Raw genomic sequence first — 14,991 nt, 5'->3', positions numbered from 1 at the left:
GCGATGACGACGATCTCACCCATTGGGACGAGACGATCTTCGAGCGCTGCCTGAGGGCCGGCTTCAATCCCTTCGGCAGCGGACCGACACCGGTCTTTCTTCGACAGGCAGACCAAAAACAAAGCTGCGAGAAGCCTGATGCTTGGCTGGAGTCAGATTGCGAAGAGGACGATCGCCAATGAATTTCGGACTGCGCGACCTTGCCTATATGGTTGTCGCCGCCTCGTTGGGGATCGGCGTCTATTTCATGTTCCGCGCCATGTATTTGGTGGAAGAGCCTCTGCCGTTCGCCCAAGAGATGACACTGGTCTTTCTGGGCGCCGTCGTCACGATCGCGCTGACCGCGGCTCTCCTCAACCGTCAGACAGAACTCGAACTTCGAAAAGAAGGAAGAGTGATCATCCTTCAGCAACAATGCGACATTTACATGTCGTGCATAGAAAAGGTGGCGGAAATTGTCGAGAAATCAGAACATGATGAGAGACTGATCGACGATTTGAGGGTTCTGAACCACAAGCTTGCAGTGGTTGCCAGCGAAGAAGTTCTGACCTGCTTCGAGGCCGTTCTCGACACCTTGTTGGCCGGCCTCACGGATGGCGCGCTTGTCGAAGCTGACGGCGAGAAGGTGATGCAGTCCGTCGCCGATCTGACCTCGGCAATGCGATCTGATGTCGTCCAGAGCACGGCGCCGACTTCTAAAAACACGGCGGAAACAATTCGTCGCAATTCTAGACGAATGGAGCGACTTGACGATCTCAATTTTGAAGCGGAGGTCGCTACGATTAAGAAGGAGGAAGATCATGATGCGCGGCCATAACCGCCCACCCTTTCCGCCGAAGATTCCCGGGACCAACATGAGATCATGGGACGTTCCGACCGCGATCATTTACCGGCCGGCACGTTCCGCGATGACATCGGCGCCGCGGCCCAACTACTGGATACTGGAATTCGAGCCGTCGCGTCCACCCCAAATCGAGCCGCTGATGGGATATACCTCCAGCAACGATCCCTATCGTCCGATCCGGCTGAAATTCCCCGACCGCGAAAGCGCTGTGGCATTCGCGGAGCGGCAGGACTGGCGCTACCTCGTGCGCGAGGACACGACTCACCGACGTGCGCCGCACCACTGGCGGGGAGAGGAGCGGCATCGCCTCTACAAGGGAGCCGACGCCCCGAACGCCTTTCGCATACCGTCCCGCCTGGATCGGGGTCGCACGGACCACCGACTCCGGCGCGCGGTCGATAAGGAAGGCTCGGTGGACCTGTCGTCGCAAGAACAGGCGGAATTCGATCCAGTTATCGAAGCCAGTCTTGAATCCTGCCCGGCCTCCGATCCCCCAGCCTGGACGGGCGTGACGATCGCCGGGAAAAAATAATGAACGGAATGGCCAGCGCGAGCGAGGATCTGCCGCTTGTTTCCCTACCTTGACAGCGTCGCGCGCCGCTACCCGCCCGTCATCGTATGGGCGGTCATCGGCATGAACGTCCTCGCGTTCCTCTATCAGATCAGCCTGCCTCCGCGCGTGCTGGACCGGTTCCTGTTCGAGTTCGCGCTGGTGCCCTCGCGCTTCTTCGGACAGCTAAGCCTCGTCGCCCCGTCCGACTGGACCCCATTCCTGACCAATATCTTCCTGCACGGGGGCTGGCTGCACCTCATCCTGAACATGTGGACGCTCTGGATCTTCGGCCCCGCCGTCGAAGATCGGCTCGGACCGGGTCGATTCACGCTGTTCTATCTGTTCTGTGGTGTGGCGGCCGGACTGGCTCATGCCCTGGCGAACCCCGACTCGGTCGTTCCCGCGCTTGGCGCATCGGGGGCGATCGCGGGCGTGATCGGTTGCTACGCACGCATGTTTCCGGCGGCTCGGCTGGTGGTGATCGTGCCGATTCTGTTCATTCCGCTGTTCTTCGAAGTGCGCGCGTTCATTTTCGCAATGATCTGGTTCTTCATGCAGGTCATTCCCGGCTTTCTGTCGCTCGGCGGCGATCAGGCCACGGGCGGGATCGCCTGGTGGGCGCATATCGGCGGGTTTCTCGCCGGTTGGATTGTCACGCCACTCCTGCGAAGGCGGGCAGCCACCTATCGCCATTATTATCGCGACGAGGGCATCTATGGCTTTCTGCCGGATGGCCGACGGGAAGGGGGACAAGGTCCATGGACATAATGCAGCTTTTCTGGCTGTTCTTCATCATTTCGGCGCTGCAGCCGGTTCTCCAGCGCCGCTATCTTGAGGCGATGCGCACACGCAAGATCGCCAACATCGAGAAGAAGCGCGCCAGTCGCGTCATTCTGCTGATTCATCGGCAGGAGACCATGAACCTGCTGGGTTTCCCCCTGATGCGCTACATCGACGTCAATGACTCGGAGGAAGTGCTGCGCGCGATCCAGATGACCGACGACGAAGTGCCGCTCGACATTGTGCTGCACACACCGGGTGGCCTTGTGCTGGCGGCAACACAGATCGCCCGCGCCATTCAGGGACACAAGGGCAAGGTCACAGTGTTCGTGCCACATTACGCGATGTCCGGTGGCACGCTGATCGCACTCGCTGCCGACGAGATCGTGATGTGTGAACATTCCGTGCTGGGACCCGTAGATCCGCAACTTGGCCAGTTGCCTGCTGCCTCGCTCATCAAGGTCGTCGAGGAGAAACCCATCGCCGAGATCGACGACCAGACCCTGATCATGGCCGATGTCGGTCGCAAGGCCATTGCGCAGATCGAGGCATTCGCGAAGCGTCTGCTGTCGGACAAGATGGACGAGAACCGCGCGGCGTCCGTGGCGGCGAAGCTGGCGACGGGCACCTGGACCCACGACTATCCCATTTCTGCCGATGAGGCCCGCGACATGGGCCTGCCCGTTGGAACGGACATGCCCAAGGAAATACTGGAGCTGATGACGCTCTATCCGCAGCCGGTTCGTCGCCAGGGCGGCGGCGTGGAATACCTGCCCGAGCCGCGGCAGCGAGAGGCGCGCCGCGCCATGTCCACGCGCTGAATGCTTGCATCAGCCGGCCGCCAAGACCGGCTCGTCAACGAGAGGATACAGGATGCCCACGGTCGCTTGCCCGCAGTGCAATTCCACCAACAGAGTGCCGCAAGAGCGCCTGACCGACAATCCCAATTGCGGACGCTGCGGCGCGCCTCTCTTTCAAGGCAGGCCCGTCACGCTTACAGCGGCTAATTTTGACCGTCATGCGAATGCCGAACTGCCCTTGCTGGTCGATTTCTGGGCCGAGTGGTGCGGGCCATGCAAGATGATGGCGCCCCAATTCGAGGCGGCGGCGCAGTCGCTCGAACCAAATTTCCGCCTCGGTAAGCTCGATACGGAAGCCGAACAGCAGATCGCCGGCCGCCACGGGATCCGCGGCATTCCCACCATGATCCTGTTCAGTAGCGGGAAGGAAATTGCGAGAACGAGCGGCGCGATGTCTGCCGCCCAGATCGCGCAATGGGCGCGCTCTCACGTCTAGAAATTGCGGGTAATGGCCTTTCCTGCGCCATGCCATCAGGAGAAGAAGATGCATGGCGTGACCGGATTTATCGAAAGTGCGGCCTTGTTGGTCGGTGCCGCGTTCGTGTTCGTGACAATATGTTCACGGATCGGCGTGCCCGGCATCGTCGGTTACATTCTTGCCGGTATAGTCATCGGACCCGCCGGCCTCGGCCTGATTGCCGAAAGCGCTGCCCTGAGCAGCATTGGCGAGATTGGCGTGATACTCCTGCTGTTCGCGCTTGGCCTGGAATTCTCGTTCGAGAAGCTCGTAAGGCTCAGGAAGCATGTCTTCGGTCTTGGAGCCGTGCAGGTTGCAGTCACGACGATAACGGTGTCGTTGGCAGCGAGTCTGATCTTCGATCTCGCGCCCGTCCCCGCAATCCTCATCGGCGGGGCCGTTGCCATGTCATCCACGGCCATGTGCCTCAAGGTGCTCGCAAGCGCGAACGCTTTGGGATCGGCCCAAGGACGCCTGGCCATTGCAGTGCTTCTGTTTCAAGACTTGGCAGCTGTCGCGTTCCTGCTTCTGCACGATTCGATGAGTGGAGCCGCCGAAGGGTATGGCGTGATAACGGTCGTCGCCAGTGCAATGGCATTGGTTGCAGCTCTGTTCATTGCCCGTGGCCCGTTGCAGGTACTTGCCCGTTGGGTAGCGTCGCGTGGCGATCCGGAACTTGCCCAGCTCCTCGCGCTCACCATTGCACTAGGGTCTGCGATTGTCGCGGCCTCCGCCGGTCTTTCTACGGCACTCGCCGCATTCGCGGCCGGCATGATTATCGGCGAGGGTGACGCGCGCCATGCTGTCGAGAACGAGATTAGGCCCTTCCGCGATTTGTTTGTCGGGATTTTCTTTGTCGGCATCGGAACGCAATTGCCACTTTGGATCATTGCATCTGCATGGCCTGTCGTGCTGATCTGGATCGCGATCATATTCGCGGGCAAGACGCTGATCGTTTTGGTTGTCGCCCGACTATTCGGCGAGTCGCTTCAGACCTCATGGCGGACTGGGATCATCCTGGCCCACGGAGGAGAATTCAGCCTGATGCTGCTGTCGGTTTCTTCGGCATCGGGCATTGTCGCCAACGAGTTCGCCGGCCCCCTCCTTCTTGCGATTGGAGCGAGCATGCTGGCCGGGAGTGTCATGGTCAGATGGGCAGGGCTAAAGGTTCAGTAGGGTCAACATCAAGATAACTATATTTCTCAGTTTACTAAGTGCACGCCCGAGCCTGATCCCGCATGACGCTGTAGTCGGCGAGCATTTCAACGATTGCCGACCCATCCGGCAGCAGATCGAGCTCGTCGGCGGCGCGCGCCTGGATCTGGCCGGTGTACTCGACGACCGGCGGACAGGTCCCCAGCCCGCCACCGTCAGAACCGACCGTCGCGCAGCCGCTCAGCAAGCTCGTTGCGATCGCGAGGACGGCGAGCCGCCGCTTCCAGCATCCGGCGATGGACATCATTTGCCTTCTCCGTGGTCTCAAGGCGTTCGGCGAGGCGTCCCGCTCGCTGGCCGAACCGCCGAAGCGACAGCAGGAACAGGAGCACGGCGAGGACGATGGCGCCGTAGCGCAGCGCCGCCCGCCCCCAAGGGCTGGCTGCGATCCCGGTGAGGAGTGCGCCGATCACCGCCGCCCCCGGTGCCAGTCGTCGAGGCGGGAGTAGATCGTAACCGCGATGCCAACGAGCGCCACGGCGATGAACACCCAGCGGAGCGTATCGAGATACGGCACCAGCGGCAGTATTGCGGACTGGGTCTCCGCCAGGACGCTCTGCGCCACTTCGACACCCGCGGCGCCCAGTGTCGCAACTCCGGCCGCGCCACTGCCCTTCATGGTGCGGCTGTCGGCCAGCACTTCGCGTACGGGCGGAGTCTCGGCTGCAAATGCAGTCGCCCGGACCGGGAACCGCTTGCCCCACTGGCGTGCGGGGCCGAGGTCGACATGGATGAAGCCTGATCGCGGGTAGAAGCCGAACCCAAGGAACCCGACCTCGCGCGCCGCGGCCTCGAAAGCCACCGGGTCGTGGTTCGCCATGGCGATGTCGAAGGCGGCGCCGTCGAGGTGCTTGGAGCGAAGCGCGCCGCCCACGGCGCGATTGTGCTCGGGGCTACGATAGGCCGAGCGGACAATCAGCGGCTTGCCCAGCCGGTCGCGCAGCGCCTGCAGCTTGTCGAGCGCCGGTTCGTTGATCAGCAGCTTGCCGGTGCCCCGGCAGGCGATTTCTGTGGGCGAGAAGTTGGGCCAGCGCCAGGTGCCCGCGGGCACATCGCGCCAATGGCGGTGGAAGGTCGTCGTCATGGGGGTCCTCCGAAAACGAAAAACCCGCCTCGAGGGCGGGTGCGGTTAGGCTGATGGACGGGATGGTGAGCGGCTACGGGCCGCCGCCGAAGATCTTGAGCTTGATCGCGATACCCGCGAGCAGCGCCAGCATGACGCCGGTGGTGATCATCCGGACGGCGGTCTGCATGGCGGTGCGGCGCACCAGCCGGATGCAGTCCACCAGGGAGCGCAGATCGCGGATGTCGAGCGCGGCCTCGTCCCCGTCGAGGCCCACATCGGCGAGCGCGCGCTTCGCGCCTTCCTCCGCTGCCCGGGTCAGGATTGCCTCGAACTCGGCGTCGGGGATGCGCACGAAGCCCTCGGATCGGGGTGGTGTCATCGGAGCCTCCTTCCGCCGTTCAGCCGATCTTGCAGCCCCAGAAGGACGTGTGGTCGGCCGCGAAGTAGCCGTCCGCGACCCGGAAATACCCCTGCAGCTCGACGGTATCGCCCGCGGTCAGCGGCACCATGGTCTGCAGCCAGATCGCGGTGGCGAGCGAGACGTGGGTAGCGGAGATTTCGCCGAGAGAGCCACGGATTTCCGTGGTTCCGTTCAGCACCAGCCGCCCCCGCATGCGCGCGGTCGTGCTGGCGTTGACCTTGTAGAGCAGCGTCGCGCCGAAGAGGTAAGTGCCGGCGACGGGCGCGACGAAGCGGTTGTTGCCGGCGTCGAAGGCGCCCTGATCGTTATAATCGGTGTTGTTGATGCCGATCTTCGTCCAGCTGTCGAGGCCGACATAGTTGTCGTAGTTGGTGTAGCCCTTGAAGCGCGGCAGCCGGGGCTGGTCGACGATGCCGGTGGCGTTATCGACGATCAGCCCGTCGAAGAAGCTGCTGCCATCGGCCGAGACGGCCAGCCGGAACCTGTCCGAACCGAACAGGCCCATCAGCGCCTTGGTGACATAGTTGGTCTGGAAGACATAACCGAGATCTCGGCCTGCTGCCTCTTTGTTCATAGTGTAGAACAGATCGCCGGTGCCACCTTCTGCGATGCTCTTGGCGGTCCAGAGCGCGGCATTGAGCTTGGCCGAGAATGGATTGGCGGCGTCGGCGTTGGTTCCGATGCCGAGCAGCGCCATGTTCTGCAGCTCGGCGGGCGTCGTGCCGATCCAGACGAAGCCGTCGTAGACCAACAGCAGCCCCTCGTCCTCGACCCATGACCGCCAACCCGCGCGTGGCGCAAGCCGCAGCCAGGCCCCGTCGGTCCAGAGCGCGACGTTCAGATCCCAACCCGCCCAAGCTCCGGTGGCGCCCGAAGCGACGATGTAGCGGTCGCCATCGGAGGGACTGCCAGGCGGTGCGGTCAGGTCGCGGTCGTGGACGGAAAGCTGCACGAGCCCGTCGAGGATCCGCAGCGCCTCGTTGTGGGTGACATGCTTCTGGGCCTGCGCGGCCATGATGAAGGGCAGCGCCAGATGCACTGTTGTGTCGGACATGGGTGTCTCCGATGATCAGAACCAGAGGGTAGTAGTGAGCGCAGCACCAGCGCCAAACGTCTGCCCGATCTGGGCAATGCGGACGTCAAGGGAGAAACCCAGTCCGAGCGGTGCGCCCCAGTCGGCGCTCTGGTCGGCTGCGCTGTAGACCACGCTGGTGGTGGCAGTGGTCAAGGACCGCTTGACGGTTGCGCCGTCGAGAATCTCGACCTGCCAGGATTCGCTGGCCTCGCTCATCGGGATTTCAACGGCATTCCAACTGTCTGCGGCGAGCGAGCGATCCCGACGCACCCAGCGAATGGTGAGATCACCAGGCACGCGCGCCTTGCGCCATGGTTGTTCGACATGGACCGGCGCGAAGGGCCGGAGCCCAACACCCTCGGGCGTGAAGGTCTGTGCCACATAGGTCTCGTCGCTGACAGGTTTTGAGGCCGGGCCGATGCGCCAGTTCATCGCCATGCCGAGATCGGCCTCGGTGACCGGCAGGTCGGCGAGCATGCTGTCGAGCACCACCACGCGCGCACCCGCCGGCACCGGATCGGCCATCGCGCCTTCGGTGCCGCGCTGACCGCGCAACAGCCGCGTCAGCCGGTAGCGGCCCGGCGCGATCAGTTCGGCCGATCCTGCTTGCAAGACCTCCCAGATACCTGGTGCGCTTTCCACTGCAAGCGCATTGGCGCCGCCGAGGAGCGCAATATCGGTGACGCTTTCGAGCGTGCCGGTGACGAGATCGACAATCATGACGTTGCCGTGGTCGAAGCGCGAGACCGGTCCGGACCACAGATCATTCGTCAACGTGCCGATGCGGGCACGGGTGCTGAAGTTGGTGACCAGCTCGAAGCCGTCATTGCCGGGGCTGCGGAACACCGCCAGTTGCCCCGGCCATGGTTGTGCCTGCGCGGCGATCAGCGGATGATGCGGGATATGCGCTTCCGTCAGTTGCGGCAGGTCGAGGAACACCACCTCCGGCGCGCCGAAGACGACAGTTTTGGAGAGTGTCGATGGTCGTGCCGCGCCAGGCGGAAGATCGTAATCCTGCCGATCCTGGCGAATCGCCTCGACGCTGCGTGCCTCAGCATCGGCGACCGACACCAGATGGAAATCGATCTCGCGGCCATCATGGTCGAGCCTGATCACGTCGGCCGGATCAATTGCCAGCCGCGATGGCGGCAACCGGAAGACAGCGCTCTCACGCCCTGTCCAGGCTTCCATCAGCGCACGGCGGCAACGGCGTTCGGCCTCTTCCGGCGGCACCGCAAAGGGGAATGTCTCGGAGGAGATGCGAGATGCAGCGACGGTAATGCGGCGGGCTTCGACGATCGCCGCATCGTAATCCTCGTCGGCCCGAGCCACCTGCCATTTGAGCGCCTGGGGCAGTTCGGTCTCCTGGCTGCGGGTCAGCTCCAGAACCTCGTTCTGATCGGCCGCCACCATGGCCTCAGTCGGAATGCTGGCGACGGCCGCCCGGCCGCGCATGACAAAGCGAATCCTGCCTTCACTTTCGACGGCATCGAAGCCGAAGTGACGGGCAAGGTTCGCGATCGACGCCCGCGGGCTTTCCAGTGCGCCGATGACATAGCCCTCGACGGCGCCCCAGAGCCCTGAGACATCGATCTGCTCATCTCGCATACCGGCGCGCCGACACAGATGCCGCACAAGGGCGGCGAGCGAGACCGCACCGAGACGGCCGGTCAGCCAGTGGCCGAGCCGCCAGTTCTCTCCGTCGGTCCAGACATCGGTCAGCTCGGGAAAGAACGGATAGGGTCGCGCATCCCAGGTCCAGGCAGCGCATTCGGGCACATGCACCATGCGGCTGCCTGAGATGATTGAGGTCGGATTGTTGGCCGGATCGCTCCACCACAGATACGTTGCTTCCAGATAGGCGCGCTGGATGGCATCGTCGCGCCAGCCGCGCGAGAAGTGTGGCACCTCGCTTTCCGCCGACTTCGGATCGACGAAAACGTTGGGCTGGTTGGTACCGCGGTCGATGGCCGGGCAACCGAGCTCGGTGAAGCGGATCGGTTTGGATTGCGGCCCCCACGCTGTCGACGTCGGACTCTCCACGCCGCCAGGACGGTCGTAATGCCTGTTCGACCACCATGAGCGCAGATCCTTGGTGCGGAACACCCACGGCTTGGCGGCAGCGCCATCGGTGATCGCTGTGCGAATTTGGTTCGCCCGATCAGCATCCGAGGCGTAGTACCAGTCGAAACCTTCGCCGCCGTTGATGTTGGATAGCAGATAGGCGCGATCATGGATTGCAGGCCAGCCGGCCTGCGCATCGAGATGATCGACACCGTCGCGCCAATCTGAGAGCGGCATGTAGTTGTCGATGCCGACGAAGTCGATATTGCTATCGGCCCACAGCGGATCGAGATGGAAGAAGACATCGCCCGAGCCATCCGCTGGCTGATGCCCGAAATACTCGCTCCAGTCGGCGGCATAGCTGATCTTCGTGCCAGGCCCGAGGATTGGGCGCACAGCCGATGCCAGGTCGCGCAACGCCTGCACGGCGGGATAGCTGCCGGCGCCATCACGAATAGTGGTCAGCTCGCGCATCTCCGAGCCGATGATAAAGGCATCGACGCCGCCGGCCAGTTTGGCGAGCTGCGCGTAATGCAGCACCATGCGGCGCAGACCCCAATCGCCGGTGGGGCCGGTCCAGAGCACGGTGTCTCCGAACGCCACAAACTGTGCCGGTGTCGCCGCACCGAAGAAGGCTGCCACTTGCGAAGCGGCGGCAGCGGTTTTATCGACGCTTCCCGCGTAACCGGCTGCCGGCGAACAGGTGATGCGGCCACGCCAGGGAAACGCCGGCTGACCGGCCTCGCTGGCGTTGTCGGAATACGGGTTCGGCAGGCTGTTGTGAGGCGGCACATCCATCAGGATGAAGGGATAAAGGGTAACCCGCAGGCCACGCGCCTTCATCTCGCGGATCGCCTGCACGACGGCAAAGTCGGCCGGTGTGCCGCCATAGACCGGGCGGTTCTCGGCGTCGCGGCTGACGAGATGGGCATTGGCGCGCGATACGCCGTTGACAGTCCAGGTCTTCGGGAAGGTCAGCTTCGACGCCAATTCCACGCCAGGCCTGATCTGGCAATGACCGGCGCGCAGATCGTTGCCGAACCAGGCGACGACGAGACTGACGCTTTCAATTGCAGGCATCGTCGCCTGCAGATGATCGAGCGCCACCACCATGTCGGCGGTGTCGGACAGCGCGTTGAGATTGGCCGGGATCTGTGTCCAGGCGCTGCCATGGCGGATGCCTTGCGTCGCATAAGTGAATTCGCCCGAAGCCGGAATCATGGTGACGGCGCGAACCAGCCCTTCGGCGGTGTCGGCATCGGCGAGCGGCCGAAACACCTCGAAGGACAGCTGCGGCAGGCGGTTGCCGTAATTGGCGAGCGGCAATTCCTCGAACACAACGTAAGCCGTGCCACGATAGGACGGCGTATCGGCCGCGCCCATCCTGGCGGCAATGAAGGGGTCTGCGGTCTGGTTCTCGTCGCCGGGATACCAGCGCCAGGCAATGCCGGCGGTGTCGAGCAGCTTGCCATCGGCCCAGATACGGCCGATCCCGGTGATCGGACCTTCGCAGAGCGCGACCGCAAAGCTCGCGTAATAGAGATATTCGGTGGTCTGCACCTTGGCGCCACCACCGCCCATCGAAAATCCCTTGCCGCCACCTTGCGTGGTGGTTCTGCTCTCCTCGCGGAAGTCGGTCGCCCAGATGATGTTGCCGCCGATGCGCATGCGGCCATAGAGCCGGGGAATGACGGCGCCTTCGGTCGATGAGGTGAGGCGCAGGCTGTCGAGACGCGCGCCCTCGATCCGCTGGGCAGGGGTGAGCGACGACACGATCCAGCTGTCGACCATGGAGCCGGCGGCGGCGCCGACAAAGCCGCCGATGGTGGCGGCACTGACGCCGAGGATGGTGCCGCCGATGCTGCCGCCAATGGCGGCACCGGCGACACCGAGAACGAGAGCGGCCATGGATCAGGACCTTGTCTTGCGCCGGGCCTTCTTGCGCAGGACAAGGGCCGGCCGCGGAAACAGAAAAGCGAAGGCTATGCGCCGTCGCCAGGGCAAGGTCAGCGGCTGCTCGATCACGCCGAGCCGCTCATAGGCATGAAGGAAGCTGTCGGTGCCGGTCAGAATGCCGACATGCTTGGCGATGGCGCGTGGCGCCATGCGGAACAGCAGCAGCGCGCCGGGGGCGGCATGTTCCGGTGCAATCTCGATCATGGCGCCGCGGGCGCCCTCGGCCAGCACCTCGCGCGGGCCGGTTTCGCCCCAGTCGCGGCTATAGGGCGGGATGATGAAGGGCTCGTCACCCACCACCTCACGCCAGACGCCGCGAGCGAGGCCGAGGCAGTCGCAACCGACACCCTTGAGGCTTGCCTGGTCGTGATACGGTGTGCCGAGCCAGGCGCGCGCGACGGCAATGACCTTTTTGGGGGCAGCCGACTTCACAGCACCGCTCCATTGTGGCCGCCATCGCGCGTTGCATAGCGCAGCACCGCATCCTGGCCGGGGATGTGGGGGAAGCCGCGGAAATTGGCGACGTTGGCGAACTTCGCTGCACAAGTGGCGATACGCTTGTCGCAGCCGGCGCGAATGACGAAGGCATCGGCCTCCGCAATTGGCCGCACTGGCGCCTCGAGCAGTGTCAGGATGGCGATGCCGTCGACGAGATCATGCGCCAGCACCTCGGCGCGCCGCCCGTCATTGACGCCGCTGGTCCATGTTACTGTGCCGAAGGCAAACCAGCCCGCGGCAAAGCCACCAAGCCCCGATGCCGTGAAAGCGCGGTCGCGCAGTATGTCGATAACAGAACCTGTCCCCTTGAAGGAGGGCGCATCGAGATTGACGCGGCAACGGACGTCGCCGAGTTCTGCATCGCAGGTCGCCTGGAACATGCGGCCGACGGTCTGGCCGAGCACATGCGCTATGCTCCGCATCTCGGCGACAAAGGCGAGCCGGCCGCGCCGGATCTGGCCGATGGCGCCGCGGCGCATGAGCACACGCTGCGAGGTGTCGGTCCAGTTGACCCGCCAGAGCTCGACCTCGGCATTATCCCAGCGTCCATCGAGAATGTCGGTCTCAGTGATGCGATCGGAGGTCAGCACGCCTTGTGCGTCCTGTGCATCGACGGCGAGATCGGAACCGGCACGCACCTCCGACGCCGTCAATCCGCTTCCCGGCTCGAACAGAGTGCCACCAAAATCAAGCGTGCGATCATGATCGGTGAAGCCGAATACGGCGCCATCGGCACGGGTGATCTTCCAGCACCAGCTGAGCGTCGTCGTGCCCGCGTCGAGATGGGTCTGCAGAGCTGGAGAGAGGGATTTCATGGTCGATCACCGGCAATCATGACCGCTCCGCCCACTTGGCAGCTAAGTCCTTGACGGTGTGGCCACCCATGTAGAGGCCCATGAACCAGGCGGTCAGCGTCATCATGGTGGACAGGTCGACACCGCCCGCGATGCTGGAGCCAAGGATGGCGTCGGCCACCGGCACCAGCACCAGACGGAACAGGAACAGAAAGCCGAGGAACCACATCCACGCTGGCCGCCAGCCCCAGGTCCACCAGGGTCGCCCCTTGCTCATCTCGGCCAGCATCAGCCTGTTGGCTTCGCGCTGCTGTCCGACCCATGCCGCGACGAGCTGCGGCGCGTCGACCTCGGCAGCGGCAACGGCCGCTTCCAGATCCTTTGCTGGAAGTCCAGGAAGACTATCCGGCGTCACGCCGGCTTTGCCGGCAATGGCGTCGATGACCATGCCGCCAATCTCGCCGGCTGCGCCACCGACATGCTTTTCCAGCAGGCTCTTGACGATCGGCGCGCCGACCCTTGCCGCAACATCGATCAGGATCGACGCGAGAATGGCGCTCATGACATGATCCTTCCTGCCTCGACGGCATAGGCTGAAGCGCGTTGACGGTGGATGATGGCGCGAATGATGAGGATGGCGGCGACCAGCACACCGGCGCTCAGCAGTCCGCCCAGCACCCAGCCGGCGATCTGGTCGACATGATCCGGGTTGAAGAGCGCGTCGCTGCCACCGGCCGTGGTCGCGGTGCCGGCCGCGCTGGCGCCTGCGGTTTGCTTGTTCGAGGTGGCGGTCGCGGTTGTCGCCTCCTTCGCCAACTGCTCACGGACTTGAATCGGACCCATCGATTGCGCCAGCGCCCAGGCGACGCCCTTGGCCTCGATACCGGCGACGCGCGTCGACCAGCCCTTGCCAAACGTGTTCCAGATGGCGAGCGAGCGCATGAAGCCGAGACGTTTGGCGCAGAGTTTCTGGACGGTCTCGTGGTCGGGACCGCCAATCGCGGCCATCAGCCATTGCCTGGCGCGCCCAGAACCGGAGTTCACGCCGGCATCGAAGGTGGCAAGATCGACACCGGCGGCAAGCCGATCACCGCCGACCTTGTCCCAATAGTCGGAGCGGTAGATCTTCGCGACAGTGTCGTTCGAGATGTTGCGCAGCTCGGTCTTGGTCGCACCCGGTTTGAAGCGGCGATAGGTGGCAAGCGTGATGCCCTTCATCGTGGCACCGCCGGGATCGGAGGGATGATCCGACCAGCCGCCCTCATAGCCCAGCGTCACCGCCAGGCAGTTCTGGAAATTCTCGAGCATGGGTTACCTCAGCAGGTAAACGATCAGGATGAGGAGGGCGACGATGACGCCGACGCGCATGCGATGGGCGAACGCCTCGCGCGGATCGGGGCTGTCGCAACGAAGCTGGCGGGCCAAGCGCAGAAGCTCACGCATCGTGATCGCCTCCCTTGTTGCGAAGGCGCGCCAGCGTCACCTCGATGAAGGCAGGTCCGAAGACGCCGACGAGATAGGCGGCGGAGCCTGCCGCACCTCCGGCCGGAATCGCTTCCGACGGCAGGCCGAGCCACCGCGTGACCAGCGCCATCGACAGGCTGCCCATGCCGGCGGCGATGATGCCGCCAAGCAGGATGTGGCGCAGCGCGTCGCGCAGATGCATCTTGGTGGTCAGCGCGTTGGTGGCGCCACCGAGTGCGCCCCAGACGGCGAGGATCACCGCCGTCGATGCCGCAAGGTCGCGCAGCACCGCGGTGATGAAGCCGGGTTCATCATTCATCGTCGGATCTCCACGAGGGGAATGGAGGTGATCGAGCCGAGCCGCTCGAGATCGAGCGTGACGTCGAGCGTGTCGGTGTCGAAGCGAACCGGCACGTCGAACGCGAAGCCGGCGGTGATAGCGACGCCGGAAGCAGGTGCGGATACGAAGGTGACGAGACCGGTGGCCGCATCGACCGACCAGCCGGAGGACGTTGGCGTGCCGTTCAGCGCGATCGCTACGCTGCCGGCAACAGGCTTGGTAATGATGCGTACCCATGCCTGCGCGCCGGAGGCGTAGCGCTTCACCAGCTGGAATGTTTTGGTGCTGGCGTCACCAGTGCCGATCGCCTGATCAGTGGCGGCGGGGATCTGCGACGGCAGGCAGGACTTGTAATCGGCCCAATCCTTGAAGCGAAAGCCATGCAGTCGGCCGTTGCGCGCCTCGAAGAAGGCGACCACTGCGGCCAGATCGTCGGCGCGACGGATACCGTAGGCGACATCATAACGGCGGCGAGAGCTGGCCCAGCTGGCGTTGCGCTCCTCGTCGCCCGAGGCGAGCTCCACGACTTGCGTGCGACGCTGCGGTCCGCCGCGCGCGCCACGCGAAATGTCGTCCGGAAACCGGACCTCGTGGAACGCCATGT

Annotated in this window: 18 protein-coding genes; 6 read left to right on the top strand and 12 right to left on the bottom strand. The window is 64.0% G+C overall.

Going from position 1 to position 14,991, the window contains the following annotated elements; all coding sequences use genetic code 11:
- Positions 1-178 precede the first annotated feature (178 nt).
- Genes P2T65_RS13900 through P2T65_RS13875 form a run of 6 tightly spaced genes read left to right on the top strand, consistent with a single transcriptional unit; the run spans position 179 to position 4,670 of the window.
- A complete protein-coding gene (locus tag P2T65_RS13900) occupies positions 179-817 on the top strand; it encodes a hypothetical protein (RefSeq protein ID WP_036791994.1) in 639 nt (212 codons plus the stop codon).
- The gene (locus P2T65_RS13895) at positions 801-1,376 is read left to right on the top strand and encodes an NADH dehydrogenase ubiquinone Fe-S protein 4 (RefSeq protein ID WP_026784111.1); all 576 of its coding nucleotides are present in this window, start codon (positions 801-803) and stop codon (positions 1,374-1,376) included. Before P2T65_RS13900 ends, P2T65_RS13895 begins: the two co-directional genes overlap by 17 nt.
- A gap of 36 nt (positions 1,377-1,412) precedes the next feature.
- On the top strand, positions 1,413-2,165 hold the full coding sequence (locus tag P2T65_RS13890) for a rhomboid family intramembrane serine protease (RefSeq protein WP_026784112.1): 753 nt from the start codon (positions 1,413-1,415) through the stop codon (positions 2,163-2,165).
- Positions 2,156-2,998, top strand: coding sequence for an ATP-dependent Clp protease proteolytic subunit (locus tag P2T65_RS13885; RefSeq protein ID WP_026784113.1), 843 nt, complete (start codon positions 2,156-2,158; stop codon positions 2,996-2,998). The genes P2T65_RS13890 and P2T65_RS13885 overlap by 10 nt, the downstream gene beginning before the upstream one ends.
- Before the next feature lie 52 nt (positions 2,999-3,050).
- Positions 3,051-3,473 carry a thioredoxin TrxC gene (gene trxC / locus P2T65_RS13880; RefSeq protein WP_276200009.1) on the top strand — a complete coding sequence of 141 codons (423 nt, stop codon included), beginning with the start codon at positions 3,051-3,053 and terminating at the stop codon, positions 3,471-3,473.
- A 48-nt stretch (positions 3,474-3,521) separates the two neighbouring features.
- The gene (locus P2T65_RS13875; protein ID WP_276200008.1) at positions 3,522-4,670 is read left to right on the top strand and encodes a cation:proton antiporter; all 1,149 of its coding nucleotides are present in this window, start codon (positions 3,522-3,524) and stop codon (positions 4,668-4,670) included.
- A gap of 34 nt (positions 4,671-4,704) precedes the next feature.
- On the opposite strand, the gene P2T65_RS13870 is transcribed toward P2T65_RS13875, so the two are convergent.
- The 12 genes from P2T65_RS13870 to P2T65_RS13815 form a co-directional block, all read right to left on the bottom strand.
- Entirely contained in the window at positions 4,705-4,956 is a 252-nt protein-coding gene (locus P2T65_RS13870) for a hypothetical protein (protein WP_026784116.1), read from the bottom strand.
- Positions 4,957-5,118: 162 nt separating this feature from the next.
- Complete coding sequence (locus P2T65_RS13865) at positions 5,119-5,793, bottom strand: D-Ala-D-Ala carboxypeptidase family metallohydrolase (protein WP_026784117.1); 675 nt, start codon at positions 5,791-5,793, stop codon at positions 5,119-5,121.
- Between the two features lie 73 nt (positions 5,794-5,866).
- Positions 5,867-6,154: a DUF6127 family protein gene (locus P2T65_RS13860; protein WP_026784118.1), complete on the bottom strand. Its 288-nt coding sequence runs from the start codon at positions 6,152-6,154 to the stop codon at positions 5,867-5,869.
- A 19-nt stretch (positions 6,155-6,173) separates the two neighbouring features.
- Positions 6,174-7,235, bottom strand: a complete 1,062-nt coding sequence (locus tag P2T65_RS13855) for a DUF2793 domain-containing protein (protein ID WP_276200007.1) — start codon at positions 7,233-7,235, stop codon at positions 6,174-6,176.
- A gap of 30 nt (positions 7,236-7,265) precedes the next feature.
- The gene (locus tag P2T65_RS13850; RefSeq protein ID WP_276200006.1) at positions 7,266-11,243 is read right to left on the bottom strand and encodes a glycoside hydrolase TIM-barrel-like domain-containing protein; all 3,978 of its coding nucleotides are present in this window, start codon (positions 11,241-11,243) and stop codon (positions 7,266-7,268) included.
- 3 nt (positions 11,244-11,246) lie between these two features.
- Entirely contained in the window at positions 11,247-11,723 is a 477-nt protein-coding gene (locus P2T65_RS13845) for an NlpC/P60 family protein (protein WP_276200005.1), read from the bottom strand.
- Positions 11,720-12,604, bottom strand: a complete 885-nt coding sequence (locus P2T65_RS13840) for a DUF2163 domain-containing protein (RefSeq protein ID WP_276200004.1) — start codon at positions 12,602-12,604, stop codon at positions 11,720-11,722. The genes P2T65_RS13845 and P2T65_RS13840 overlap by 4 nt, the downstream gene beginning before the upstream one ends.
- 16 nt (positions 12,605-12,620) lie before the next feature.
- The gene (locus P2T65_RS13835) at positions 12,621-13,145 is read right to left on the bottom strand and encodes a hypothetical protein (RefSeq protein WP_276200003.1); all 525 of its coding nucleotides are present in this window, start codon (positions 13,143-13,145) and stop codon (positions 12,621-12,623) included.
- Positions 13,142-13,891, bottom strand: a complete 750-nt coding sequence (locus P2T65_RS13830; protein WP_276200002.1) for a glycosyl hydrolase 108 family protein — start codon at positions 13,889-13,891, stop codon at positions 13,142-13,144. Before P2T65_RS13830 ends, P2T65_RS13835 begins: the two co-directional genes overlap by 4 nt.
- Before the next feature lie 3 nt (positions 13,892-13,894).
- A complete protein-coding gene (locus P2T65_RS13825; RefSeq protein ID WP_276200001.1) occupies positions 13,895-14,026 on the bottom strand; it encodes a hypothetical protein in 132 nt (43 codons plus the stop codon).
- On the bottom strand, positions 14,019-14,366 hold the full coding sequence (locus tag P2T65_RS13820) for a hypothetical protein (RefSeq protein WP_276200000.1): 348 nt from the start codon (positions 14,364-14,366) through the stop codon (positions 14,019-14,021). Before P2T65_RS13820 ends, P2T65_RS13825 begins: the two co-directional genes overlap by 8 nt.
- A complete protein-coding gene (locus P2T65_RS13815) occupies positions 14,363-14,989 on the bottom strand; it encodes a DUF2460 domain-containing protein (protein ID WP_276199999.1) in 627 nt (208 codons plus the stop codon). Before P2T65_RS13815 ends, P2T65_RS13820 begins: the two co-directional genes overlap by 4 nt.
- Between the last annotated feature and the right edge of the window lie 2 nt (positions 14,990-14,991).

This window comes from Chelatococcus sp. XZ-Ab1, assembly GCF_029309855.1.
Classification (GTDB): Bacteria; Pseudomonadota; Alphaproteobacteria; order Rhizobiales; family Beijerinckiaceae; genus Chelatococcus_A; species Chelatococcus_A sambhunathii.
Note: the sequence above shows the minus strand (reverse complement) of the source record. Positions and strands in the feature narration are given on the sequence as shown.